General features: G+C 62.0%; 32 protein-coding genes and 1 tRNA gene. 1 reads left to right on the plus strand and 32 read right to left on the minus strand.

The annotated features are described in order from the left end of the window. Positions 1-336: 336 nt before the first annotated feature. From NCR38_RS11970 to NCR38_RS12000, 7 genes are all read right to left on the minus strand, one after another. Positions 337-412, minus strand: a tRNA-Thr gene (locus NCR38_RS11970). 18 nt (positions 413-430) lie between these two features. After that, positions 431-928, minus strand: coding sequence for a ClpXP protease specificity-enhancing factor (locus tag NCR38_RS11975; RefSeq protein WP_061120161.1), 498 nt, complete (start codon positions 926-928; stop codon positions 431-433). 63 nt (positions 929-991) lie between these two features. After that, positions 992-1,603 (minus strand): glutathione S-transferase N-terminal domain-containing protein, encoded by a 612-nt coding sequence (locus NCR38_RS11980; RefSeq protein ID WP_008344155.1) that lies wholly within the window; start codon positions 1,601-1,603, stop codon positions 992-994. Positions 1,604-1,696: 93 nt separating this feature from the next. Beyond that, positions 1,697-2,452 (minus strand): cytochrome c1, encoded by a 756-nt coding sequence (locus tag NCR38_RS11985; protein WP_061120162.1) that lies wholly within the window; start codon positions 2,450-2,452, stop codon positions 1,697-1,699. Positions 2,453-2,475: 23 nt separating this feature from the next. Continuing rightward, positions 2,476-3,858 (minus strand): cytochrome bc complex cytochrome b subunit, encoded by a 1,383-nt coding sequence (locus NCR38_RS11990; RefSeq protein WP_061120163.1) that lies wholly within the window; start codon positions 3,856-3,858, stop codon positions 2,476-2,478. Beyond that, positions 3,859-4,479, minus strand: coding sequence for a ubiquinol-cytochrome c reductase iron-sulfur subunit (gene petA, locus NCR38_RS11995; protein ID WP_061120164.1), 621 nt, complete (start codon positions 4,477-4,479; stop codon positions 3,859-3,861). 219 nt (positions 4,480-4,698) lie between these two features. Then, on the minus strand, positions 4,699-5,445 hold the full coding sequence (locus tag NCR38_RS12000; protein ID WP_061120165.1) for a Nif3-like dinuclear metal center hexameric protein: 747 nt from the start codon (positions 5,443-5,445) through the stop codon (positions 4,699-4,701). Between the two features lie 20 nt (positions 5,446-5,465). On the opposite strand from NCR38_RS12000, the gene NCR38_RS12005 reads away from it, so the two are divergent. Beyond that, the gene (locus tag NCR38_RS12005; RefSeq protein ID WP_061120166.1) at positions 5,466-6,692 is read left to right on the plus strand and encodes a S1C family serine protease; all 1,227 of its coding nucleotides are present in this window, start codon (positions 5,466-5,468) and stop codon (positions 6,690-6,692) included. A 96-nt stretch (positions 6,693-6,788) separates the two neighbouring features. On the opposite strand, the gene tatC is transcribed toward NCR38_RS12005, so the two are convergent. The 25 genes from tatC to NCR38_RS12130 all read right to left on the minus strand — a co-directional run bounded on the left by tatC (position 6,789) and on the right by NCR38_RS12130 (position 24,825). Further along, on the minus strand, positions 6,789-7,565 hold the full coding sequence (gene tatC, locus NCR38_RS12010) for a twin-arginine translocase subunit TatC (RefSeq protein WP_061120167.1): 777 nt from the start codon (positions 7,563-7,565) through the stop codon (positions 6,789-6,791). A gap of 44 nt (positions 7,566-7,609) precedes the next feature. Beyond that, a complete protein-coding gene (tatB, locus tag NCR38_RS12015; protein WP_061120168.1) occupies positions 7,610-8,140 on the minus strand; it encodes a Sec-independent protein translocase protein TatB in 531 nt (176 codons plus the stop codon). 36 nt (positions 8,141-8,176) lie between these two features. Further along, on the minus strand, positions 8,177-8,413 hold the full coding sequence (gene tatA / locus NCR38_RS12020; RefSeq protein WP_061120169.1) for a Sec-independent protein translocase subunit TatA: 237 nt from the start codon (positions 8,411-8,413) through the stop codon (positions 8,177-8,179). Positions 8,414-8,569: 156 nt separating this feature from the next. Further along, positions 8,570-8,932 carry a histidine triad nucleotide-binding protein gene (locus NCR38_RS12025; protein WP_061120170.1) on the minus strand — a complete coding sequence of 121 codons (363 nt, stop codon included), beginning with the start codon at positions 8,930-8,932 and terminating at the stop codon, positions 8,570-8,572. 49 nt (positions 8,933-8,981) lie between these two features. Further along, positions 8,982-9,374, minus strand: coding sequence for a hypothetical protein (locus NCR38_RS12030; RefSeq protein WP_061120171.1), 393 nt, complete (start codon positions 9,372-9,374; stop codon positions 8,982-8,984). 32 nt (positions 9,375-9,406) lie between these two features. Next, positions 9,407-9,775 carry a phosphoribosyl-ATP diphosphatase gene (locus NCR38_RS12035; protein ID WP_250477145.1) on the minus strand — a complete coding sequence of 123 codons (369 nt, stop codon included), beginning with the start codon at positions 9,773-9,775 and terminating at the stop codon, positions 9,407-9,409. Continuing rightward, complete coding sequence (gene hisI / locus NCR38_RS12040; RefSeq protein ID WP_250477168.1) at positions 9,772-10,164, minus strand: phosphoribosyl-AMP cyclohydrolase; 393 nt, start codon at positions 10,162-10,164, stop codon at positions 9,772-9,774. Before hisI ends, NCR38_RS12035 begins: the two co-directional genes overlap by 4 nt. 15 nt (positions 10,165-10,179) lie before the next feature. Next, positions 10,180-10,953 (minus strand): imidazole glycerol phosphate synthase subunit HisF, encoded by a 774-nt coding sequence (gene hisF, locus NCR38_RS12045; RefSeq protein ID WP_061120173.1) that lies wholly within the window; start codon positions 10,951-10,953, stop codon positions 10,180-10,182. Between the two features lie 78 nt (positions 10,954-11,031). Next, on the minus strand, positions 11,032-11,784 hold the full coding sequence (hisA, locus tag NCR38_RS12050; RefSeq protein ID WP_061120174.1) for a 1-(5-phosphoribosyl)-5-[(5-phosphoribosylamino)methylideneamino]imidazole-4-carboxamide isomerase: 753 nt from the start codon (positions 11,782-11,784) through the stop codon (positions 11,032-11,034). A 152-nt stretch (positions 11,785-11,936) separates the two neighbouring features. Continuing rightward, positions 11,937-12,578, minus strand: coding sequence for an imidazole glycerol phosphate synthase subunit HisH (hisH, locus tag NCR38_RS12055; RefSeq protein WP_086961391.1), 642 nt, complete (start codon positions 12,576-12,578; stop codon positions 11,937-11,939). Beyond that, positions 12,575-13,195 (minus strand): MarC family protein, encoded by a 621-nt coding sequence (locus tag NCR38_RS12060; RefSeq protein ID WP_250477146.1) that lies wholly within the window; start codon positions 13,193-13,195, stop codon positions 12,575-12,577. The genes hisH and NCR38_RS12060 overlap by 4 nt, the downstream gene beginning before the upstream one ends. 38 nt (positions 13,196-13,233) lie before the next feature. Further along, entirely contained in the window at positions 13,234-13,821 is a 588-nt protein-coding gene (gene hisB / locus NCR38_RS12065; RefSeq protein WP_035506636.1) for an imidazoleglycerol-phosphate dehydratase HisB, read from the minus strand. A 32-nt stretch (positions 13,822-13,853) separates the two neighbouring features. Next, positions 13,854-14,927: a histidinol-phosphate transaminase gene (hisC, locus tag NCR38_RS12070; protein WP_250477147.1), complete on the minus strand. Its 1,074-nt coding sequence runs from the start codon at positions 14,925-14,927 to the stop codon at positions 13,854-13,856. A gap of 74 nt (positions 14,928-15,001) precedes the next feature. Beyond that, complete coding sequence (gene hisD / locus NCR38_RS12075; RefSeq protein WP_250477148.1) at positions 15,002-16,324, minus strand: histidinol dehydrogenase; 1,323 nt, start codon at positions 16,322-16,324, stop codon at positions 15,002-15,004. 46 nt (positions 16,325-16,370) lie between these two features. Beyond that, positions 16,371-17,063 (minus strand): ATP phosphoribosyltransferase, encoded by a 693-nt coding sequence (gene hisG, locus NCR38_RS12080; protein ID WP_061120179.1) that lies wholly within the window; start codon positions 17,061-17,063, stop codon positions 16,371-16,373. After that, positions 17,060-18,331 (minus strand): UDP-N-acetylglucosamine 1-carboxyvinyltransferase, encoded by a 1,272-nt coding sequence (gene murA, locus NCR38_RS12085; RefSeq protein WP_250477149.1) that lies wholly within the window; start codon positions 18,329-18,331, stop codon positions 17,060-17,062. The genes hisG and murA overlap by 4 nt, the downstream gene beginning before the upstream one ends. 152 nt (positions 18,332-18,483) lie before the next feature. Then, a complete protein-coding gene (locus tag NCR38_RS12090; RefSeq protein ID WP_035506651.1) occupies positions 18,484-18,723 on the minus strand; it encodes a BolA family protein in 240 nt (79 codons plus the stop codon). Between the two features lie 15 nt (positions 18,724-18,738). Then, positions 18,739-19,494, minus strand: coding sequence for an ABC transporter permease (locus NCR38_RS12095; RefSeq protein ID WP_035506654.1), 756 nt, complete (start codon positions 19,492-19,494; stop codon positions 18,739-18,741). Beyond that, positions 19,491-20,417: an ABC transporter ATP-binding protein gene (locus tag NCR38_RS12100; protein ID WP_061120180.1), complete on the minus strand. Its 927-nt coding sequence runs from the start codon at positions 20,415-20,417 to the stop codon at positions 19,491-19,493. Before NCR38_RS12100 ends, NCR38_RS12095 begins: the two co-directional genes overlap by 4 nt. A gap of 205 nt (positions 20,418-20,622) precedes the next feature. Then, positions 20,623-20,910, minus strand: coding sequence for an STAS domain-containing protein (locus tag NCR38_RS12105; protein WP_250477150.1), 288 nt, complete (start codon positions 20,908-20,910; stop codon positions 20,623-20,625). After that, positions 20,907-21,536 carry a phospholipid-binding protein MlaC gene (locus NCR38_RS12110; protein WP_061120182.1) on the minus strand — a complete coding sequence of 210 codons (630 nt, stop codon included), beginning with the start codon at positions 21,534-21,536 and terminating at the stop codon, positions 20,907-20,909. The genes NCR38_RS12105 and NCR38_RS12110 overlap by 4 nt, the downstream gene beginning before the upstream one ends. A 124-nt stretch (positions 21,537-21,660) precedes the next feature. Continuing rightward, positions 21,661-22,560 carry a VacJ family lipoprotein gene (locus NCR38_RS12115; protein WP_250477151.1) on the minus strand — a complete coding sequence of 300 codons (900 nt, stop codon included), beginning with the start codon at positions 22,558-22,560 and terminating at the stop codon, positions 21,661-21,663. A gap of 10 nt (positions 22,561-22,570) precedes the next feature. Beyond that, positions 22,571-23,152, minus strand: a complete 582-nt coding sequence (gene mlaD / locus NCR38_RS12120; protein ID WP_061120184.1) for an outer membrane lipid asymmetry maintenance protein MlaD — start codon at positions 23,150-23,152, stop codon at positions 22,571-22,573. A gap of 93 nt (positions 23,153-23,245) precedes the next feature. Next, positions 23,246-24,013 (minus strand): lipid asymmetry maintenance ABC transporter permease subunit MlaE, encoded by a 768-nt coding sequence (gene mlaE, locus NCR38_RS12125; protein ID WP_061120185.1) that lies wholly within the window; start codon positions 24,011-24,013, stop codon positions 23,246-23,248. Continuing rightward, positions 24,010-24,825 (minus strand): ABC transporter ATP-binding protein, encoded by an 816-nt coding sequence (locus NCR38_RS12130; RefSeq protein WP_061120186.1) that lies wholly within the window; start codon positions 24,823-24,825, stop codon positions 24,010-24,012. The genes mlaE and NCR38_RS12130 overlap by 4 nt, the downstream gene beginning before the upstream one ends. Between the last annotated feature and the right edge of the window lie 93 nt (positions 24,826-24,918).

The raw sequence follows: 24,918 nt of genomic DNA on the forward strand, positions 1-24,918 counted from the left end.
ATTTACTCCATCCAAAGATGGAAAAACCTTCCTCTGATACTTCGTGTGAGACTCTTGATACTTTCGCTATATCCAGCTCCGAAGAACCAGACCGCACCCAACATCAAGCGCCCACACTTATCGGCTGTTAGTTTTTAAAGAGCACATCGCAAGACCCCTACCTCACCTTCCGTCTTGCGTCGCTGCATCAGCAGCAGAGAAACGAGATTATGAACAACATTTCGGTTCGTGTCAACAAGAATTCGACGCATTTTCTTATCGACTCAAACTGCTAAGACCTGTCGACTCAAATCAAACGGGTCGTGCGGACATCGCACGACCCGTTGACGTAAATCTTGGTGCCGGCTGCAGGACTCGAACCCGCCACCTGATGATTACAAATCAACTGCTCTACCAGATGAGCTAAGCCGGCGAAGGACGAGATTCTACTTCATTTAACGACTTTGAGGTGAGACCTCGCGGGGGATTTTGAAGCATCGTCATCGGCGTCCGTTTGCGATTGATCCTTTGGCACGGGATCCACACGCTCATCCGCTGGCTCCTCGATCTGCCGAGTGTCGCGCTCAGACGATCGCCCCCCGACGGGAGCGCTCGCCAACTCCGCTCCAGAATGCGTCTGCTCGACCGGGAACGCCATCCCTTGTCCGTTCTCGCGCGCGTAGATAGCCAAAACGTTCGCGACTTGCACCTCGATCTTGTGCGACTTGCCGGAGAATCGCGCGCTGAACTCGATCCACTCGTTGCCCATCTGCAGCTGGCTCGTCGCCTCGAAACTGATGTTCAACACGATCTCGTCGTTGCGCACGAACTGACGCGGAACGCGCGTCGCCGCATCGACTCGCACGGCGATATGGGGCGTAAAACCGTTGTCCGTGCACCACTCGTACAGCGCGCGCAACAAATACGGCTTGGTGGAAATCTCTTGCATCAACTTTCCTCTGCCGGAATGCGGCGGCACGAAACCGCGCCGCCGCGTCCCAACGCACTCAAACTATCGACGCATCACCTTTTCGGAAGGCGTCAGCGCTTCAATATAAGCCGGGCGGCTGAAAATCCGCTCGGCGTACTTCATCAACGGTGCGGCGTTCTTCGACAGCTCGATGCCGTAGTGATCCAGACGCCACAGCAGCGGCGCGATCGCGACGTCGAGCATCGAGAACTCCTCGCCCAGCATGTACTTGTTCTTCAGGAAGATCGGAGCGAGCTGCGTGAGGCGATCGCGGATCGCGCTACGCGCCTTCTCGTGATTCTTCTCGGCGGCCTTGCCCTTCTCGTTCTCGAGCGTGCCGACGTGAACGAACAGCTCCTTCTCGAAGTTCAGCAGGAACAGGCGCGCGCGGGCGCGCTGCACCGGGTCTGCCGGCATGAGTTGCGGGTGCGGGAAACGCTCGTCGATATACTCGTTGATGATATTCGACTCGTACAGGATCAGGTCGCGCTCAACGAGAATCGGTACCTGTCCGTATGGGTTCATCACCGCGATGTCTTCCGGCTTGTTGAACAGGTCAACGTCGCGAATCTCGAAATCCATGCCCTTTTCGAACAACACCAGCCGGCAGCGCTGGGAGAAGGGGCAAGTAGTGCCGGAATACAGAACCATCATGTTTTTAAAGTTCCTTCAGTAAACTCGAAGGGTCGGCCGCGGCGTTTTCTCGCCGAAAACGTCGTCGCGCCGACCCACGCCTTCGAAGGCGCGCTATTTGATATCTTTCCAGTATGCCGCGTTCAGGCGCCATGCGAGGAAACTCAGCAGCGCCAGGAACAGCAGAACCCAGACACCGAGCCGCTTGCGCGTCTGCTGCGCAGGCTCCGCCATCCACGACATGTACGAAACGAGATCGGCCACAGTTGAATCATAATCCACGGATGACATGGCACCAGGCGCAACCTGAGTGTAACCGACGAATCTTCTTACCTTTTCGCCGGTCTTTTCGTCCGTATCGGTCTCGAATTTCGCATCCCGAATTCCTTGCAGAGTCCAGAGCACGTGCGGCATGCCGACATTCTCATACACGCGGTTGTTCCAGCCGGTCGGCCGCGTCGGATCGCGATAAAAACTCCGCAAGTACGTATAGAGCCAGTCGTTGCCGCGCGCCCGCGCCTCGACCGATAAATCCGGCGGCGACGCGCCGAACCAGGCTTTCGCATCCTCGGGGCGCATCGCGATGGACATCGTGTTGCCGACCTTGTCGGTCGAGAAAAGCAGGTTCTCCTGAATCTGCTTTTCGCTGATGCCGATGTCGGTCAGCCGGTTGTACCGCATCAGATTCGCGCTGTGGCAGTTCAGACAGTAGTTTACAAAAACCTGGGCGCCATGCTGCAAGGACGCGAGATTGTCCGAACTAGCGGGCGCCCGGTCGAGCACCGCCTCTTCCTGCGCAAAAGCCGGCGCCGCACCGAACGAGAGCAGCGCCGCACCGATCATCGCTATTGTAGAGAGCCATTTTTTCATCGTATTCGTCTCCGGACGTGCGCTCAGTGAGGTTTGTAGTGCACTCGCTCAGGCGGCGTCCTGAACCTGCCGCGCGGCGTCCAGAAAGGCATGCCGAGGAAGAACGCGAAATAGATCAACGCGCAGATCTGCGCGATCAGCGTCGCGGCCGGCGATGGCGGTCGCGTGCCCAGGAAGCCGAGCATTAGAAACGCGAAGATGAAGATCGCGTAGAAGACCTTGTGGAAGAGCGGTCGGTAGCGGATCGATTTCACCGGACTGCGATCGAGCCACGGCAGGAAGAACAGCGACACGACCGCCGTGCCCATCACGACCACGCCCCAGAATTTCGATTCCGTCAGCGCCATGAAAATCAGCACGAGAACCGCGAGCACCGGCAGGCCAAGGCGCCACTTGCCGCGCCCCTTCACCAGCGCAAGCAGTCCGAGCAGTGCGATGACGATCATCAGCACGATCTTGAACGGATCGGTGGTGGCGCGAAGCATCGCGTAGAACGCGGTGAAGTACCACACGGGCGCGATCTCGGGCGGCGTCTGCAGCGGGTTGGCCGGCACGAAATTGTTGGCTTCGAGGAAGTAGCCGCCCATTTCCGGCGCGAAGAAGATGATCGCCGCAAAGATCAGCAGGAACACGCACACGCCCATGAAGTCGTGCACCGAGTAGTACGGATGAAACGGAATGCCGTCGAGCGGAATGCCGTCCGGCCCCTTCTTCGCCTTGATCTCGATGCCGTCCGGATTGTTCGAGCCGACTTCATGGAGCGCGACCAGATGCGCGACGACGAGTCCGATCAGCACGAGCGGAATCGCAATCACGTGGAACGCGAAGAAGCGGTTCAGCGTGACATCCGACACGACGTAATCGCCGCGAATCCACAAGGACAGATCCGGGCCGATGAACGGAATCGCCGAGAACAGGTTCACGATAACCTGCGCGCCCCAGAACGACATCTGCCCCCACGGCAGCAGATAACCGAAGAACGCTTCGGCCATGAGGCACAGGAAGATCGCGCACCCGAAGATCCATACGAGTTCGCGCGGCTTGCGATACGACCCGTACATCAGCCCGCGGAACATATGGAGATATACGACGACGAAGAACATCGACGCGCCCGTCGAGTGCATGTAGCGGATGAGCCAGCCCCACGGCACCTCGCGCATGATGTACTCGACCGATGCGAACGCAAGCGTCGCATCGGGCTTGTAATTCATCGTCAGGAAAATGCCGGTGACAATCTGATTCACCAGCACCAGCAGCGCCAGCGAGCCGAAGAAGTACCAGAAGTTGAAGTTCTTCGGCGCGTAGTACTCGGAAACGTGCTTCTTCCAGGTCGAGGTCATCGGAAACCGGCGGTCGATCCAACCGGTCAAGCCCGTTGTCTCCACTTCCTTGTCTGCGGTCGCCATTTACGCCTCTCCCTTTTCGTCCTTGCCGATCACGAGTTGCGTCGCGGAGGTGAACATGAACGGTGGAATGTCCAGGTTCTGCGGCGCGGGCTTGTTCTTGAAGACGCGGCCGGCCATGTCATAGGTCGAGCCGTGGCACGGGCAAAGGAAGCCGCCCGGCCAGTTATCGGGGAGATTGGGTTGCGCACCCTCCTGGAAACGCGGCGTCGGCGTGCAGCCCAGATGGGTGCACACCGCGACCGCCACGAGAATGTTCTTGTGATCGGCGCGCGAGCGATACTCGTTGTTGCAGTACTCCGGCAACGGCATCGAAAATTCCATCTTGGACTTCGGGTCAGCGACTTCGTTGTCGGCCTTCTTGACGTCGGCCAGCATTTCGTCGGTGCGGTTGACGATCCACACCGGCTTGCCGCGCCAGGCAACGGTCATCATTTCGCCCGGCTTGAGTCCGCTGATATCGACCTCGACGGGCGCGCCCGCCGCCTTGGCCTTCTCCGATGGAGCAAACGAACCTACAAAAGGAACCACGGTTGCCACAGCTCCGAAACCACCTGCTGCGGTCGTCGCAATCAGCCAGGTACGGCGGCCGCCGTCGACGCGTTTTTCATCCTTGTCTCGCATCACACGCCCCACTTCTGAGTTGGATTTATACCGTCACATCAGTTGTTCGCCGTTAGTGTGCGCGAATGGAGTTAGCATTTACAAGGGCCGCCTAGCAAAAAATCACTCGAAGTGATTGATGCTTCAGGGTTTCCCCCACGTTTTTCGCGCAATATCGTGAAGCGTTCGTTTAAGTCAACTGCAAGCGCCAAATAATGGGCGCGCCGGCTTAACAGCGTATTAAACCGGATTATCGATATCGATAAAAAGATGTTCGATATCGAACTGCTCCGACAGATGCGCGCCGACGGCCTGCACGCCGTAACGCTCCGTCGCGTGATGCCCGGCCGCGATATACGCCACGCCCGACTCCGCCGCGATATGCATGGTCTGCTCCGAGACCTCGCCGCTCAGATAGACGTCGGCGCGCGCCGCTATCGCGTCTTCGAAATAGCCCTGCGCGCCGCCCGTGCACCACGCCACGCGTCGCAATTCCCTGTTCGTATCGCCGAACACGAGAGGCTTCCTGCCAAGCGCGTTCTCGACCATCGCGCCGAAGTGCTCGAGCGAAAGCGGCATCGCGAGCGTCGCGACCCAGCCGAGATCCTGATCGGCGAAACGGCCGTCCGCGATCAGCCCGAGGCGCGCACCGATCTGCGCGTTGTTGCCGAACTCCGGGTGCGAATCGAGCGGAAGATGGTAGGCGAAGAGATTGATGTCGTTGGCGATCAGCGTGCGCAACCGACGATACTTGCGCCCCGTGATCTGCGGCGCCTCGTTGCGCCAGAAGTAGCCGTGATGCACGAGGACGGTGTCCGCGCCCCATTCCAGCGCGGCCTCCAGGAAAGCCTGCGAGGCCGTCACACCGGTTGCGATCTTCTGCACGCGGCGCGCGCCTTCGACCTGCAGACCGTTCGGGCAATAGTCCTTGAAGCGGCCGATTTCCAGCAGATTGTTCAGATACAATTCGAGTTCGATCCGATCCATGAAATCCTCTATCCCTTCAAATGCTTAGACGCTTCTGGCTATTTTTTGCCCAAGCGGTCACCGTGCTTTTGGCCCTGATGTTCATCATCGCGACCTTGAAACCGCAGTGGCTTCAACGTCAGGGTCAATTCGGCAAGCAGCTTGCCGAGCCGATCGTCGCGTTGCAGGAAGTGGCGCCGAGCATCGGCTCGCGCCCGGTTCAATCGTCCTACTCGGAAGGCGCGCAAAAGGCGATGCCGGCCGTCGTGAACGTGTTCTCCAGCAAGGACGGCAATCTGCCGCCCGATCCGCGTGCGAAAGACCCGCTGTTCCGCTATTTCTTCGGTGACAAGAACAAACGCAAGAGCGACGAGCCGCCGGCGTCGAACCTCGGCTCCGGCGTCATCGTCAGCTCGGAAGGTTACATTCTAACGAACCAGCATGTCGTCGACGGTGCGGATCAAATCGAAGTCGCGCTCGCCGATGGTCGCACGGCCAGCGCAAAAGTGATCGGCGTCGATCCGGAAACCGACCTCGCCGTGCTCAAGATCAACATGACCAATCTGCCGAGCATCACGCTCGGGCGCATGGACCAGACGCGCGTCGGCGATGTCGTACTCGCGATCGGCAATCCGTTCGGCGTCGGCCAGACGGTCACGATGGGCATCGTCAGCGCGCTCGGACGCAATCACCTCGGCATCAACACCTTCGAGAACTTCATCCAGACGGATGCAGCCATCAATCCCGGCAACTCGGGCGGTGCGCTGGTGGACGTGAACGGCAATCTGCTCGGCATCAACACGGCAATCTATTCGCGCAGCGGCGGCTCGCTCGGCATCGGCTTCGCGATTCCCGTGTCGACCGCGCGCAGCGTACTGGAAAGCATCATCACGACGGGCACCGTCACGCGTGGCTGGATTGGCGTGGAGCCGCAGGACGTGACCCCGGAGATCGCCGAATCGTTCGGGCTGGATCAGAAATCCGGCGCGATCGTCGCCGGCGTGCTGCAAGGCGGTCCGGCGGACAAGGCGGGTATCAGGCCGGGCGACATCCTCGTGTCCATCAACGAAGACACCATCACCGACACGACGCGCCTGCTCAACGTCGTCGCGCAGATCAAGCCGGGCACGTCGGTCAAGGTTCATCTGATGCGCAAGAACAAGGAACTCGACGTCAACGTGATGATCGGCAAGCGTCCCGCGCCGCCGCGCGCACCACAGATGCCGGACGAAGATCAAGGCGATCAGGGTGACCAGGGCGACGAATAAACGCCGCATTCACAAAACAAAAAGGCAGCTTCGATCACTCGAAGCTGCCTTTTTTGTATCCGGCAAGCCGGCGCTCACCGCGACAATACGCCGCACCTACTCCGCCGCCGGCTCCTCGTTCTTGATCTGCTCCTTGCCGACCACGAGCCGTGCCGCAATGATGCCCGCCTCATAAAGAATGACGAGCGGAATCGCGAGAATCAGTTGCGAGAAAACGTCGGGCGGCGTCACGACAGCCGAGATGACGAACGCGCCGACGATCACGTATGGGCGGATCTGCTTGAGCTTCTGGATCGACACGACGCCCATGCGCGCCAGCAGCACGACGACGATCGGAACCTCGAACGTCACCCCGAACGCGATGAACATCGTCAGCACGAAGCTCAGGTAGTTGTCGATGTCCGTTGTCATCTCCGCGCCCAGCGGCGCGTTGTAATGCGCCATCACGCGGAAAATAGTGGGGAACACGACGAAGTAGGCGAACGCCATGCCGCACAGGAAAAGCGTGTAGCTGCTGAAGACGAGCGGCCCGACGAGCTTCTTCTCGTGCTGATACAGCCCCGGCGCGACGAAGGCCCAGACCTGATACAGCACGATCGGCAGCGCGATCACGAAGGCGACGAGCATTGTCACCTTCATCGGCACGAAGAACGAGCCGGTGACGTCGGTGACGATCATCTTGCCGTCGGCTGGCAGGTTCTGCATCAGCGGACGGGCCAGCAGCTTGAAGATGTCCGGCGCCCAGTACACCAGCCCGATGAATACGACGATGACTGAAGCGCCCGCGCGAATGATGCGGTCGCGCAATTCGACGAGATGCGAAATGAACGTCTCTTCGACGGGCTCTTCTTTATTGTGTTGCGGGTCGCTCACGCCGGCCCTCGGTAGAAATCATCGATGAAGGAATCGCGGCTCGCTCAGAAGAACTTCGTCTGCCGGCGCAGGGTGGCTGGCGTATGACGAGCGACGCGCGCCGCGCCCGACTGGACCCGCGTGCGACGAGAAGTCGTGCGCTTGTACCAGTTCGGAATCGCTGCCTGCTTCACGCGCCAGTTCTTGCGCCTGGTCGACGTCGATGACGACGTGCTCGCCCAGGGCTTGTCCGACGCGGCGCTGTCCGCCTGTTCGCCCGCGCTACCCGCGATGCTCGGCGCGACCGACGTGCCCTCTTTCCACGCATCGTTCAGTTCGGACTCGTGGCGACGCAGCGTGTCGTGAATCGTCGATTCGACGTTGGACGCCGCGGTTTCGAACTCGGTGCGCATTTTCTTCAGCTCATCGAGTTCCATCTCGCGTGCCACTTCCGATTTGACGTCGTTGATATAACGCTGCGCGCGCCCGAACAGCGCCCCCGCCGTGCGAGCGACGCCCGGCAGGCGCTCCGGCCCGAGAACCACCAGCGCGACGACGCCGATGACCGCCATTTTGGTCAGACCGAGATCGAGCATTGAACGAAGAGTGGAGGGTTACCGTCGGCGGACGGATTAGCGGTAGTCGCCCGGGCGGGACTTGTCCTTCGCTTCGACGTCAACGGCGCCGTTACGCGGCAGCTCGCGCTGATCGGTCGTGTTTGCCGGCGTCTCGCCTTCGCGCATGCCTTCCTTGAAACCCTTCACCGCGCCGCCCAGATCGCCGCCGATATTGCGCAGTTTCTTGGTGCCGAACACGAGCGCCACGATCAACAGAACGATCAACCAATGCCAAATGCTTAACGAACCCATGAATGAAAACTCTCCGTGATTCCGCCCCGATTTGGGTATCTAAAGCGGAAGACTGGCCTCGCGGCCTGAGCCAAGGCTGACCGCCTCGACTTCAACTATCGATTTTGCTCGCCCAATATTTCATTGGAAAGGAGAATGCAGACGCAGATTGCAGCATTACCCCATTCGGCGCCACGGGCGCTCGCCGGCCAACAAATGCGCGTGGATGTGATACACCTCCTGCCCGCCGCCCGGTCCGGTATTAATTACCGTGCGAAAACCGGTGTTCCCTCCCGTGTAGGAGACACCCAGATCTTTCGCCAAACGTCCGACGAGACTCACCATTCTACCAAGCAGCGGACTGTCACTTTCTGTGCAGTGGGAAAGTGTTTCAATATGCTTGCGCGGAATCACCAGCACATGCACCGGCGCTGCCGGGTTGATGTCGTTGAAGGCGACGAACTCGTCGTCCTCATAAACCTTCGTGCTCGGCAGCTGGCCCGTGGCGATCTTGCAGAAAATGCAGTTGTCTTGACTCATGTATGTCCCGTGTGTCTCCCGTTCCCGGGCCAGATTGATCGAAGCGTATTCAGAACCAGGCGCGCGGTTCGATCGCCTTGTCCTCGTAGAGATACAACCAGCCCTTGATGATGCGATAGAGCGTCCAGATGCTGACCGCGGCGAGAATCAGGAAGCCGATGCCGATCCAGATCGTCGCAAAGCCGATCACATGACCCAGCACCGCCCACCAGAACGTGCGGATCTGCCAGGTGAAGTGATCCTCATAGGGGGTGCCGGCGGCGTCGCTTCGCTTGACGTAGTTGAGGATGATGGCGACCAGGCCGGTCAGCCCCCCGGTGAGCCAGTAGACGGCATACAACGCGTACAGAACGTGGGTGAACGTGCGCATGTTGCGCAGACGCTCCGGGTCATCCGAGTTCTGAACGACGGGTGGCGGATAAGGTTCGTACTGCCGGTTCATGCTGCCCTCCTTCGCTCGAGGCGAGACGCTCGTCAGCTGCCGCTTTGCTCGCGCTGGCGCGACTTGCGCAGCGCCTTCTCCTCGAGCCCCGACAGGCCTTCGCGACGTTCCAGTTCCGCGACCACGTCGGCGGGGCTCAGGTCGAAATGCGACAGCATCACGAGACAATGAAACCACAAATCAGCGACTTCACTGACGAGCGCTTTCGGCGCGCCGCCATGACGCGCGTCCTTCGCGGCGAGCACGACTTCCGTCGCTTCCTCGCCGATCTTCTTCAGGACAGCATCGTCGCCTTTATGAAAGAGTCGGGAAACATAGGATTGTTCCGGATCGCCGCCCTTGCGACTGTCGATAACGGAGGCGAGGCGCAGCAGCGTGTCGAGCGTATTGGCTTGCGTCATTTGTAAATGCTTTCTGGGTCTTTCAGGACCGGCTCGACAGCGACCCACTCGCCGCTCTCCGCCGTGCCTTCGAATTTCTGGAAAAAACAGGAATGGCGGCCGGTGTGGCACGCGATGCCCGATACCTGCTCGACCTTGAGCAGCACGACGTCTTCGTCGCAGTCGAGGCGCACGTCGTGGACATGCTGCACGTGACCCGATTCCTCGCCCTTGAACCACAGGCGCTGACGCGAGCGCGAGAAGTACACCGCGCGCTTCAGTTCGATGGTCTTCGCGAGCGCCTCGCGATTCATCCACGCGAACATCAGCACGTCGTTGGTCGACGCTTCCTGCGCGATCACCGGCACGAGGCCGCTCGCGTCCCACTTCACCTTGTCGAGCCAAGTCATTTGATCGCTCACCGCTTACGTCCTTACCGAAATGCCGTGATCGGCCATGAAGCGCTTCGCCTCGCCGACCGTATGCTCGCCGTAGTGAAAGATGCTCGCGGCAAGCACCGCGTCCGCGTGGCCTTCGACGACGCCGTCCGCGAGATGCTGCAACGATCCCACGCCGCCCGATGCGATCACCGGCACCGGCACCGCGTCCGATACGGCGCGCGTCAGGGCGAGATCGAACCCGGCCTTGGTGCCGTCGCGGTCCATGCTGGTCAGAAGAATTTCGCCCGCGCCGTACTCGGCCATCTTGCGCGCCCATTCGATCGCGTCGATGCCCGTCGCCTTGCGGCCACCGTGCGTGAACACTTCCCAGCGCGGCGTCTCGCCCTCGGCCGACACACGCTTGGCGTCGATCGCGACGACGATGCACTGCGAGCCGTGCTTGTCCGACGCGTCGCGCACGAGCTGCGGATTCGCGACCGCCGAGGAATTCATGCTGATCTTGTCCGCGCCCGCGTTGAGCAAACGCCGCACATCCTCGACAGCGCGCACGCCGCCGCCGACGGTCAGCGGAATGAACACCTGCGACGCCACCGACTCGATGATCGGCAGAATGAGATCGCGTTGATCGGAAGTCGCGGTGATATCGAGGAACGTGAGTTCGTCGGCGCCCTGGTCGTCGTAACGACGCGCGATTTCGACGGGATCGCCCGCATCGCGCAGCTCGACGAAGTTGACGCCCTTCACGACGCGACCGGCGGTCACGTCCAGGCAGGGAATGATGCGTTTTGCGAGAGCCATGTTCTTGCCACTTACAAAGTAAGGGCGGCGTCGCGGCCGCCCGGAGTGCTGCTCAGATGTGCTCGCGCTCAGGCGTCTTCAAGCGCCGTCGGCTTCGCGCAGCGCGTCGGCGCGTGTCTGGGCGGCCTTGAAATCGAGGTCGCCGGAATAGATCGCGCGGCCGCAGATCACCCCTTCGATGCCTTCGTCCTCGACCTCGCAGAGCGACTCGATATCCGCGATGCTCGACAGCCCGCCGCTCGCGATCACCGGAATCTTCACCGCCTGCGCGAGGCGCACGGTCGCGTCGATGTTGATGCCCTGAAGCATCCCGTCCCGGCCGATATCCGTATAAATGATCGATTCGCAGCCGTAGTCCTCGAACTTGCGGCCGAGATCGACGACTTCGTGGCCCGTCAGCTTGCTCCAGCCATCCGTGGCGACCTTGCCGTCCTTCGCGTCCAGCCCGACGATGATGTGCCCTCCGAACGCGCTGCACGCGTCCTGCAGGAAGCCTGGATTCTTCACCGCCGCAGTGCCGATGATGACGTACGACAGGCCGTCGTCCAGATAGCGCTCGATGGTTTCCAGGTGACGGATGCCGCCGCCCAGTTGCACGGGAATCTCGCTGCCCACCTCGTCGAGGATCGCGCGGATCGCGTCGCCGTTCCTCGGCTTGCCGGCAAACGCGCCGTTCAGATCGACCAGATGCAGCCGTCGTGCGCCGCGATCGACCCAATGTCGGGCCATCGCTGCCGGATCTTCTGAAAAAATGGTCGCCTGGTCCATATCGCCTTGCTTGAGGCGCACGCACTGACCGTCCTTAAGATCGATGGCCGGAATGAGCAGCATAGGTATCGCGTATTTTCGGGGTGAAGTTGATCAAAACGGCGCACGTGCGGTCTTTCGTGCCTCTGCCGCGAGCCGTCTCGCTAGTGTAGTACAAGTCTTGCAACGGTCATGCGCCCGTAGTAGTAGGCGAAAACGCTAGCGCACGCGCCGTTTCACGGGTTCCAGTGCACGAAATTCCGGTACAGACGCAGGCCTGCATCCGCGCTCTTTTCCGGATGAAATTGGGTCGCGAAGATATTGTCGCGCGCAACTGCCGACGTAAATGCGCTGCCGTACACGGTTTCGCCGGACGTGTGCGCCGGATTGTCCGGCACCACGTAGTAGCTATGCACGAAATAGAAGAATGCGCCGTCCGCGACGCCGTCCCAGATCGGATGCGCTTGCGTCTGACGAACGCGGTTCCAGCCCATTTGCGGCACCTTGAAGCGCGAGCCGTCGTCCTGCAGCAGGCCGTCGAGCTGGAAGCGGACGACTTTGCCGGGCAAGAGGCCCAGGCCCTTGGTATCGCCTTCCTCGCTCCAGTCGAAAAGCATTTGCTCGCCGACGCACACGCCGAGCATCGGTTTTTCGCGCGCCGCCTGCATCACCGCTTCCTGAAGCCCGGATTCGGCCAGATGCGCCATGCAGTCGCGCATCGCGCCCTGTCCCGGCAACACGACCCGATCCGCCGCATGGATGCCTTGCGGCTGATCGACGATCGCCACGTTCGCTTCGGGTGCAGCCTTTTTCAGCGCCTGATAGACCGAGCGCAGGTTGCCCATTCCGTAATCAACAATCGCAATCGAAGTATTCATTTCAAAGATGGCATCAAGGCCTTCAACCCGTCGACGATGAACTCCACCGCCAATGCGGACAACATCAAACCCATGAGACGCGTGCCGATGTTGATTCCCGTGCGCCCGACCCAGCGGGCGATCGGCTCGGCGAGACTCAGCGCGCCGAAGCACAGCCCCGCGATGATCGCGCCCAGCACGACGAGCCCGAAACGGTCGTACCAGTGCTGCGCATTGGCAGCATAGACGATCACCGTGCTGATGGAACCCGGCCCGGTGAGCAGCGGAATCGCGAGCGGCACGACCGCGATGCTGTTGCGTTCCTCGGCTTCCATGCGTTCTTCCACCGTCGAGCGCGCGTTGCCGACCTGCGCGTTCAACATGCTGATTGCCATGAGCAGCATGATGATGCCGCCGCCCACTTCGAACGATCCGACCGAAATGCCGAAGAACGCAATGATCTGCTGCCCGAGCAGCGCCGTCACCGCGATCACGCAAAACACCGAAATGGACGCGACGCGAATCGTGTTGCGTCTCTCGATCTCGGACTGCTGCGAGGTCAGGCTCAGAAAAAACGGTATCGCGCCGATCGGGTTGATCAGCGCGAGCAACGATATGAACGACTTGAACAGATCCATCGTGTTGTCGACGCGCGCGCCGAATCAGCGTGAGTCGATCAGAGACTGCCCTTGGTCGACGGAATCTGTCCTGCCGCGCGCTCGTCCATTTCGACGGCCATGCGCAACGCGCGGCCGAACGCCTTGAACACGGTCTCGACCTGATGATGCGCGTTGATGCCGCGCAGGTTGTCGATATGCAGCGTCACGCCGGCATGATTCACGAAGCCGCGAAAGAATTCGATGGTGAGGTCGACGTCGAATGTGCCGATGCGCGCGCGCGTGAATGGCACGTGAAACTCGAGACCCGGCCGGCCGGAAAAATCGATCACGACGCGGGACAGGGCTTCGTCGAGCGGCACGTACGAATGTCCGTAACGGCGAATGCCCTTGCGATCGCCGATGGCCTTCGCCACCGCCTGCCCCAACGTGATGCCGGTGTCTTCGACGGTATGGTGATCGTCGATATGGAGGTCGCCATGCGCTTCGATGTCGAGATCGATGAGCCCGTGACGGGCGATCTGGTCGAGCATGTGATCGAGGAACGGGACGCCGGTGGCGAGCTTCTGCTTGCCGGTGCCGTCCAGGTCGAGCTTCACACGGATCTGCGTTTCGCTGGTGTTGCGAACGACTTCCGCAATGCGCATGGTGATTCCTTGAGACTTTCGAAAGTAGGGATTCAGTTGGGTGCGAGCTTTTTCAGCGCCGCGACCATATGTGCGTTTTCTTCAGCCGTTCCGACCGTCAAACGCACGCAGTTAACCAGCAATGGATGCATTTTACTCACGTTTTTGATCAGAACCCGCGAAGTCAGAAGGGTTTCGAAAGCAACGGCGGCGTCCGGCACGCGCACGAGCAGAAAATTGCCCGCGCTCGGAAAAACCGTCATGCCCGGAAGCGCGGCGACTTCTCGCGCGAGCGCGGCGCGTTGCGCGCGCAGATCGGCGGCCTGTGCGTCGAGCACGTCGAGGTGATCGAGCAGGAAATCGGCGGTCGCCTGCGTCAGCACATTGATGTTGTACGGCGGGCGCACCTTGTCGAACTGCATGATCCACGAAGGACGGCCCGCCATGTAACCCAGGCGGATGCCCGCAAGCCCGAGCTTCGAGACGGTCCGCACCACGACGACGTTATCGAACTCCGCCGCGCGCGGCATCCAGCTCTTGCCGGCGAACGGCTGATACGCCTCGTCGATTACCACGAGACTCTTGCGCGCCGCGTCGATCACGCGGGCCATGTCGGTGTCGTCGTAGAGCGTGCCGGTCGGGTTGTTCGGATACGCGAGGTACACGAGCGCCGGCTCGTGTTCTTCGACGGCGGCGATCAGCGCGTCGGCGTCGAGCGTGAAGTCCGCCTTCAGCGGCACGCCGATGAAGTCGAGATGCGCGAACTTCGCCGACATTTCGTACATCACGAAGCCCGGCACCGGCGCGACGACCTTCGCGCCCGGCTTCGAACACGCGACCGACATCATGCTGATCAGTTCGTCCGAGCCGTTGCCGAGCAGCACGTCGCACGCGTCGGGCAACTGCATCTTGCGCTTGATCTTCGAGAGCAAATCCGCCGGGCGTGGCGCCGGATAGCGATTCAGCGTGACGCCCGCGAGATGCGCGCCCAGACGTTTGGCGAGATCGGCGGGCAAGCTGTAGGGATTTTCCATCGCGTCGAGCTTGATGAGGCCCGTGGAGTCGGCCACGGGATAGCTCGTCATCGCGAGGACGTCGGGACGAATGATGTCTTGTGGTGTGGTCATGATTTCCCGGCGTCTCTCTCGCCGGTGGGGCGGCGGCTCTCAGGCCGCCTTGTTCATTCGGGCCGGCTTTTTTTTCAGCCGACGTTTTTCATCCGGTATTCCGCACTGCGCGCATGCGCCTGCAAGCCTTCGCCGTATGCCAGTTCCGCCGCGATTTCGCCGAGCGTCTGCGCGCCGTCCGCGCTCACTTCGATCACGCTCGAACGCTTCATGAAATCGTACACGCCGAGCGGCGACGAAAAGCGCGCGGTGCGCGACGTCGGCAGCACGTGGTTCGGGCCGGCGCAGTAGTCGCCGAGACTTTCGCTCGTGTAGCGGCCGAGGAACATCGCGCCGGCATTGTGAATCTGCGCGGCCCACTGATGCGGATCGAGCGCGGAAATTTCGAGGTGCTCCGGCGCGATGTCGTTGGCGATCAAGCACGCTTCGGCCATGTCCTTCACCTTGATGAGCGCGCCGCGATCTTCGAGCGAACGCTGAATGACATCGCGGCGCGGCATCGACGGAAGCAGTTCGACGATCGCATCCTCGACACGCTGGATGAAGTTGTCGTCCGGGCACAGCAGGATGGATTGCGCGAGCTCGTCGTGCTCGGCTTGCGAGAAGAGGTCCATCGCGACCCAGCGGGGATCGGTGGTGGCATCGCAGATGACGAGAATCTCGGACGGCCCCGCGATCATGTCGATGCCGACTGTGCCGAACACGCGGCGCTTCGCCGACGCGACATACGCGTTGCCCGGACCGCAGATCTTGTCAACCGCGGGCACGCTTTGCGTGCCGTACGCGAGCGCGCCGACCGCCTGCGCCCCGCCGATCGTGAACACACGGTCCACGCCGCCGAGCAGCGCCGCTGCGAGCACGAGCGGATTTTTCACGCCGTCCGGCGTCGGCACGACCATCACGATTTCCTTGACGCCCGCAACGCGCGCCGGAATCGCGTTCATCAAAACCGACGACGGATACGCCGCCTTGCCGCCCGGCACGTAGATGCCCGCGCGATCGAGCGGCATGACTTTCTGGCCGAGCACGGTGCCGTCGGCTTCGGTGTATTGCCAGCTATGGCTGCCGCACTCGATGCGCTGCTTCTCGTGATAGCCGCGCACGCGCGCCGCCGCCGCTTCGAGCGCCGCGCGGCGCTTCGGCTCGAGCCCTTCGAGCGCGGCTTCCATTTCGGACAGCGGCAATTCGAGCGCCGCGACGCTCTCCGCCTTCAGACGATCGAACTTGTTGGTGTATTCGAGCACGGCCGCGTCGCCGCGCGCCTTCACATCCGCGAGAATTTGCGCGACCGAACGCTCGATTGCCTCGTCCTCGCTCGCTTCGAACGCGAGCACGGCACGCAGCGCCTTGTGAAAACCATCGGTGCTGGAATCGAGTTTGCGAATCTTGATAGACATGCTGGTTTTCCGTTTTGCTGGTGGCGCGCCGCGGCCTGCGGCTCGCCTAATTTCCTGTTGCGACGGTGGCGCGCTCGAAGGCGTCGAGGAACGGCTTGAGCGCCGCGCGCTTCAGCTTGAGCGCCGCCTGGTTCACGACGAGGCGCGATGAAATCTGCATGATCTCTTCGACCTCGACGAGATTGTTCGCCCGCAGCGTGCCGCCCGAACTGACCAGATCGACGATCGCATCCGCGAGCCCGACGAGCGGCGCGAGCTCCATCGAGCCGTACAGCTTGATCAGATCGACGTGGACGCCCTTCGCCGCGAAATGCTGACGCGCGGTCTCGGTGTACTTCGTCGCGACGCGCAAACGCGCGCCCTGGCGCACCGCGCTCGCGTAATCGAAGCCCGCCTTCACGGCCACCGACATCCGGCAACGCGCTATGTCCAGATCGATCGGCTGATACAGGCCGCTGCCGCCGTGCTCGATCAGCACATCCTTGCCCGCGACGCCGAAATCGGCCGCCCCGTATTCGACATAGGTCGGCACATCGGTCGCGCGCACGATGATCACGCGCAGATTCGGGTTCGTGGTCGGCAGGATCAGCTTGCGCGAACTCTCCGGATCTTCGGCCACCTGCACGCCGGCGGCGGCGAGCAGCGGCAGCGTTTCCTCGAAGATACGCCCTTTCGACAGCGCGAGCGTGAGGGGCGCGCTCGGCTCCACCGACGACGACGTCTGCGGCAGCGAGCTCATTGCTCGCTCCCGCCGCCCTTGATGCGGCGCACGTTCGCGCCGACCGCCGTCAGTTTCGATTCCATGCGGTCGTAGCCGCGATCCAGATGGTAGATGCGGTCGATCAGCGTTTCGCCGTCCGCGCACAACGCAGCGATCACGAGACTCGCGGACGCGCGCAGATCGGTTGCCATCACTTTCGCGCCGGAGAGTTGCTCGACGCCGCTGACGAGCGCCGTATTGCCGTCGATCGTGATGTTCGCGCCCAGGCGGTTCAGTTCCTGCACGTGCATGAACCGGTTCTCGAAGATCGTCTCGACCACTTGCGACGTGCCGTTCGCGATCGTGTTGAGCGCCATGAACTGAGCCTGCATGTCAGTCGGGAACGCGGGATATTCCGACGTGCGGATATTCACCGCGCCGGCGCGCTTGTCCATGCGCACGCGCATCCAGTCGTCGCCTTCCTCGATGCTGACGCCCGCTTCGCGCAGCTTGGCCGTCACGGCGTCCAGCAGGTGCGGGCTCACGCGGCGCAAGGTGACATCGCCGCCCGCGGCCGCGACCGCGCACAGGAACGTGCCGGCCTCGATGCGATCCGGCACGACGTCATGCTTTGCGCCATGCAGCCTGTCGACGCCCTGAATCACCAGACGATCAGTGCCGATGCCGTCGATCTTCGCGCCCATCTTCACGAGCAGATGCGCGAGGTCGCTCACTTCCGGCTCGCGCGCCGCGTTTTCGATCACCGTCTCGCCTTCGGCCAGCACCGCCGCCATCAGCAGATTTTCGGTGCCGGTGACGGTAATCATGTCGGTAATGATGCGCGCGCCCTTCAGACGCTTCGCGCGCGCTTCGATGAAACCGTGCTCGATGTTGATCTCGGCGCCCATCGCCTGCAGGCCCTTGATGTGCTGATCGACCGGACGCGCGCCGATCGCGCAGCCCCCGGGCAGCGACACCTTCGCCTCGCCGAAGCGCGCGACGAGCGGCCCGAGCACGAGAATCGACGCGCGCATCGTCTTGACCATTTCGTACGGCGCGATCAGCTTGTCGACTGTCGATGCATTGAGGCTCACGCGACCGTCGCCCGAGACTTCCGACTGCACGCCCATCTGGCGCAGCAGCTTGATCATCGTTCGCACGTCCTGGAGATTCGGCACGTTCGACAGATGGACGTCGTCGGCGGTGAGAAGGCTTGCGCAAAGAATGGGCAAAGCCGCGTTCTTCGCGCCCGATACGGTGATTTCGCCAGAGAGCTTCGCGCCCCCCGTGATGACCAATTTATCCATTGCTTGTCCTTCGACCGAGCTTCCTGCTGCGGAGCCGTTTTCGGCGCCGCGGTTATCTTGAATGAATCGCACTCTTTACTGCCTTTGTCTGCCGGTGATGCCGGTGTTACGTAAGTTGAGTCGTGTGACCTGATTGGCTTCGCCGGGTGGACTCAGGCCGATTTCCACTCGTCGGGGGTAAGGGTCTTCATGCTCAGCGCATGAATCTCCTCGCGCATGCGCTCGCCGAGCGCCGCATAAACCAGTTGATGACGCGCGATCAGCCGCTTGCCGACGAACGCATCGCTCACGATGGTCGCGAAAAAGTGCTGGCCGTCGCCTTCCACTTCGAGATGCTGGCAGGACAAGCCGCCAGCGATGTAGTCCTTCACCTGCTCCGGAGTCGGCAACATGGAAGTCTCCTTGAATTAGTGACGCAGCTTGTAGCCGCTCGCGAGCAATCGCACGGCGATCAGCGCCAGCACGGCCAGGAATCCGCCGACGATGCCGAGACTCACCAGCGGATTCACGTCGGAGAGGCCGAAGAAGCCGTAGCGAAAGCCGTCGATCATGTAGAAAAACGGATTCAGATGCGACACCGCGCGCCACAGCGGCGGCAGCGTATGTGTCGAGTAGAACACGCCGGAAAGAAACGTGAGCGGCATGATCAGGAAGTTCTGAAACGCGGCCAACTGATCGAACTTGTCGGCCCAGATGCCCGCGATCAAACCCAGCGTGCCGAGAATGCCCGAACCGAGGATCGCGAACGCAATGATGTAGAACGGCGCGGAAAAAGACATCGGGATGAACCATATCGTCACGATGAACACGCCGAAGCCCACGCACAGTCCGCGCACGACCGATGCCAGCACATACGCGAAGAACATCTCCCAATGCGCGATCGGCGGCAGCAGCACGAACACGAGATTGCCGGTGATCTTCGACTGGATCAGCGACGAAGAACTGTTCGCGAACGCGTTCTGAAGCACGCTCATCATGACGAGGCCGGGCACGAGAAAGCTCGTGTAGCCGACGCCGGGATACACCTGAACGTGCCCCGACAGCGCGTGGCCGAAGATGGTCAGATACAGCAGCGCCGTAACGACCGGCGCGAGGACGGTCTGAAACGAAACCTTCCAGAAGCGCAGCAGCTCCTTGTAGAACAACGTCTGGAAACCGCTCATGAAAGCCCCTCGATCACTTCCGGCTCGTTCATCACCTGCACGAACACGTCTTCCAGATCGGCCTTGCGCACTTCGATTTCATCGAACGTGCAGCCTGCCGCGCGGCATTTCGCGAGAATCGGCTCGACGTCGTCGTAGCTCGCGAGGCGCAGCAAGTGCTGCGCGCCCGACACCGCGTGCGGATCGACTTCGAGCGCGCGCAAGTCGGCGGGCAACGCTCCGTTCGAGAGCCGCAGATACAACTGCAGGCCCGAGAAACGCTGTAACAGCGTGCTCGTGCGTTCGAGCGCGACGACTTCACCGCGACGAAGCATCGCGAGCCGGTGGCACAGCGATTCGGCTTCTTCGAGATAGTGCGTCGTCAGAACGATGGTGTGACCTTCGCGATTCAGGCGCGAAATGAACTTCCAGAGCGTCTGGCGCAACTCCACATCGACGCCGGCGGTGGGCTCATCGAGCACGATCACGGGCGGACGATGCACGAGCGCCTGCGCGACGAGCACACGGCGCTTCATCCCACCCGACAGCGCGCGCGTATTGACGTCGGCTTTCTCGGTGAGATCGAGATTGGCCATGACCTCGTCGATCCAGTCGTCGTTGTTGCGCAAGCCGAAATAGCCCGACTGAATCCGGAGCGACTCGCGCACGGTGAAGAACGGATCGAACACCAGTTCCTGCGGCACGACGCCGAGCGCGCGCCGCGCCGCCCGGAAGTCGCTGACGACATCGTGGCCGCGCACGGAGATCGTGCCGCTATCGGCGCGCGCCAGACCGGCCAGAATGCTGATCAACGTGGTTTTGCCCGCGCCGTTGGGGCCGAGCAAGCCGAAGAACTCGCCCTCTTCCACCGTGAGGCTCACGCCTTTGAGCGCCTGGAGATCCTTGTAGCGCTTCCTGACGTTTCGGATTTCTATGGCTGACATTTAGACAGTGCGCGCGCCGCGCGCGGCCGCGCCTCGAGTGTGCGGATTTTCGCTTCACGGACCCGGGCTTGGACCAAAAAGGGCCGGGTTGGGGCCCGAAAAAAACGTTTGATTATAGGGCAAAGCGGCTGGGGCCGACTTCGGAGCGATCCTGATTGCGGCAGCGAAGCGCGCTGCCGCGTTCTGCATGAAAGTCAGAACAGGATCAATGTCGGAACGAGAGGAGCGTATCGACGCCGTAGGCTCGCGCGAGACTCACGAGCCCGGAAGGAAGATTGACGACGCCCAACGCGGCGCCGCGCGCGGTCGCGGCGCGCTGCCATGCAAGCAGCACGGCGAGCGCGGAAGAGTCGAACTGCGTAAGCGGCGCGCAATCGACTTCGGTCGCGCCTGCTGCGATGCGCGACAGACCCGAGTCGAGCGCCGCCTTCGCGCTCTCGTGGGTCAGGGTTGCGGCCGTCTGGAAACGGCCGCCTGTAGCTGCCGTGCTCACGATGCCTTGCCGCTCGCGAGCTGCTGGTTACGCTGCGTCAGGAACTGCAGCAGACCGCCCACGCCGTTCTGCGAGATCTGCTCGTTGAACTGCTGTTGATACGCCTGGATCAGCCACGCGCCGAGCACGTTGATGTCGTACACGCGCCAGCCTTGCGCCGTCTTGTACAGGCGATAGTCGAGCTCGACCGGCGAGCCGTTGTTCATCACGACCGAGCGGACCACGACGTCGGTGTCGTCCGGATTCGCGCGGAACGGCTTGTACTGCACCGTCTGGTTGCGCACCTGCGCGAGCGCGCCCGAGTATGTGCGGATCAGCAGCATCTTGAACTGCTCGACGATCTGCTTTTGCTGCTCCGGCGTCGCCGAATTCCAGTTGCGGCCCATCACGAGGCGCGTCGTGCGCGTGAAATCCGTGTACGGCAGGATCTTCTGGTTGACAAGCTCGGTGATCTTGTTGATATCGCCCGATTGGATCTTCGGGTCCGACTTGATCTCGTCGAGGACCTGCTGCGTCACCGTCTTGATCATCGTGTCGGGCGCGCTCGAATCGACGCTCTGTGCCGAGGCCACGCCGCAGACCGCTAGGAACATCGCGAAGAGGGGAAGAAGTAGAAGTTTTTTCATCACAGATCCTGCAAAAGTTGAGGCTTCGGTTTGAGCGCGCCGCCTGATCCGAGTTCAGGCGGCGCGGTATCGAAAGCGTAAGAAACGTCGTTAGATATGTTACCGCGCGTTAGCAAAACCCCGCTCAACGCAAGCGGAATGAAGGGAAACCGGATGGTGGCACATACTGGTTGCCCGGCACCGTGTTGCTGGTACCGCTCGCGGGCGTGGGCGCTGCGGCCGTGCCCGAAGCAGGGGCGGCGGCGCCCGGAACCGCTGTGGCCGATGCGCCTTGCGCGGGGGCCGCGCCCTCATCGCTGTAGTTCGGCAGCGGCGCTTCACCGTAATCCGGCATATTGCTTTCGCCGCCTGAGATCAGATACTGACGACGTTGCAGATAAGCGTTACGCACGAACGAGTACTTGTCGAGCGCGGCATCGGCGAGCACGTCGGTCGCGCCCAGCAGATTCGCGCGCACATTGATGAGGTTCACACCATAGAGCGCCCAGCTCACCGAATCCGGGCTCACATAGGTGAGCGGATTGCCGAAGTAGTCGACGACGAGACCGGCGGAATCCCGCACCGTGCTCGGCCCGAGCAGCGGCAGCACGACATACGGGCCGGCCGGCACGCCATAGTGGCCGAGCGTGAGGCCGAAATCCCCCGCGTGCTTCGGCAGCTTCGCGATGGTCGCCACGTCGAACAGGCCGCCGACGCCGAACACCGTATTGATCGCGACGCGCATGATGTCCGATACGCCATCCGCAACTTTCAACTGCAGCAGATTATTCGCGGCGATGTAGACGTCACCGATATTCGAGAAGAAGTTGGTCACGCTGTTGCGCACCGGCTCCGGCACCGCCCACACGTAACCCTTCGCCACCGGCTTCAACGCATACTGATCGACGGTATCGTTGATCTTGAACATTGTCCGGTTGTAGCTCTCGAGCGGGTCCCCTTTGGTCGGCGTCGTCACCGTCGCGCAGCCGGCGAGCGCGATTGCGCCCGCCACGATGATTGCGCGCCGCATCCCCATCGCCTGCATGCTGTTCTCCTTATTGAGCCGGTGCCGAAGCGGCGTTCGCCCCAGTGGCACCCGATGCGCCCATTGCGCTCGCCGCGCCCGGGAAAGCCGGTGCGGGCGCGGGCGCTGCCGGCGCCGCCGACGATTTCGAGGCGCCGGAATCCGCCGCCTTGTTGTAGAGGAACTGGCCGATCAGATTTTCGAGGACCACGGCCGATTGCGTCATCGTGATGGTGTCGCCGTTCTTCAGCATTTGATCGTCGCCGCCCGGCTCGAGGCCGATGTACTGCTCACCGAGCAGACCCGAGGTCAGGATCTTCGCGGACGAGTCCTTCGGAAACTGGTACTGCTTGTCGATATCGATCGTGACGACGGCCTGATAGGTGTTCGAGTCGAAGCCGATGCCGCCGACGCGCCCGACCGTCACGCCCGCGCTTTTGACCGGCGCGCGCGCCTTGAGCCCGCCGATGTTGTCGAACTTGAGTTTCACCGCGTAGGTTGGCTGGAACGACAGGGAGCTCATGTTGCCCGCCTTCAGCGCGAGAAAGAGCAGCGCCACGAAACCGAGCACCACGAAGAGGCCGACCCAAAAGTCGAGAGCAGTCTTTTTCATCGTCTTCCCAAAGAGAATCTTTTCGCAGATGGCGCGTGACGGTCTGTGCCCTTCACAACGCCCGCGCCGTGCCCGGCGCCTGCGCTTGGTCCATTAGCTGAACATCAATGCGGTCAGCAGGAAATCGAGCCCGAGTACGGCGAGCGACGCGTACACGACGGTTTTCGTCGTCGCGCGCGACACGCCTTCAGGCGTCGGTTTCGCCTCGTAGCCCTGGAACAGCGCGATGAACGTCACCGCGAAGCCGAACACGATGCTCTTGATGACGCCATTGCCGACATCACGCCACACGTCCACGCCGCCTTGCATCTGCGACCAGAAGGCGCCCGGATCGACGCCGATCAGCATTACGCCGACGACGTAGCCGCCGATAATGCCGACCGCGCTGAAAATGGCGGCCAGCACCGGCATGGCGATGATGCCCGCCCACATGCGCGGCGCGACGACCACCTTGAGCGGGTCGACGGCCATCATTTCCATCGCGGTGAGCTGCTCGCCTGCCTTCATGAGCCCGATTTCGGCGGTGAGCGACGTGCCCGCGCGCCCCGCGAACAGCAGCGCCGTGACGACCGGCCCGAGCTCGCGCACGAGCGACAGCGCAACGAGCAGGCCGAGCGCCTGCTCCGAGCCATAGCGGCTCAGCGTGTAGTAGCCCTGCAAGCCGAGCACGAAGCCGACGAACAATCCCGACACCGCGATGATGACGAGCGAATAATTACCGACGAAGTGGATCTGTTTCGTAACGAGGCGCGGGCGCCGCAACAGCGAAAAAAATTCGAACACGAGGCGCAGGAACATGCGCGTCGCGTAGCCTGCGGTGCCGAAACCGTCGAGCACCCAGCGTCCGAGCGCGCTGATCATGCCTGCCCTCCGATGCCGAAATCCGCGGCGAGCGACGTGCTCGCGTAGTGAAACTTGAACGGGCCGTCCGGCGTGCCGTCGATGAACTGCCGCACGGTCGGGTCCTGCGAAGCGCGCAGTTCCGCCGGCGTGCCTTCGGCGTGAATGCCGCCGTTCGCGATGAAATACACGTAGTCGGCGATGGCGAACGATTCAGGCACGTCGTGCGTGACGAGAATGGACGTTGCGCCGAGCGCGTCGTTGATCGTGCGAATGAGTTGCGCCGTGATGCCGAGCGAGATGGGATCGAGGCCGGCGAACGGCTCGTCGTACATCATGAGCTGGGGGTCCAGCGCGATCGCGCGGGCGAGCGCCACGCGGCGCGCCATGCCGCCCGAAATTTCCGACGGCGCGAGATCGCGCGCGCCGCGCAAACCGACTGCGTTCAGCTTCATCAGCACGAGATCGCGGACCAGCGCTTCGGGCAGATCGGTGTGCTCGCGCAGCGGAAACGCCACGTTCTCGAACACGGTCTGGTCGGTGAACAGCGCGCCGAACTGGAACAGCATGCCCATCTTTCGGCGCAGCGCGTAAAGGCCATCGCGCGTCTGCGCGCCGACGTCCTGTCCGTCGAACATGACCTGGCCGCGGCTCGCCTTCACGAGGCCGCCGACCAGACGCAAGGTCGTGGTTTTGCCGCAGCCTGAGCCGCCCATGACCGCGACCACCTGACCGCGCGTGAAGCGCATGTTCAGGTTCGACAGTACGAGCCGGTCGCCGTAGCCGAAATCGACGTCGCGCAGCTCTAGCAGAGTCTCGGAAGAAGCAGGCACTGGGTAAGAGATTCCGTTGACGCAAGAGGCCGAATTATAGGGCCTGCGCGCAATCGGTGCTTTGCCTAGGTCCTCGCTCCTTCGCTTTTGGGA

The organism is Caballeronia sp. INML1 (assembly GCF_023631085.1).
In the GTDB taxonomy this organism is placed as follows: domain Bacteria; phylum Pseudomonadota; class Gammaproteobacteria; order Burkholderiales; family Burkholderiaceae; genus Caballeronia; species Caballeronia turbans.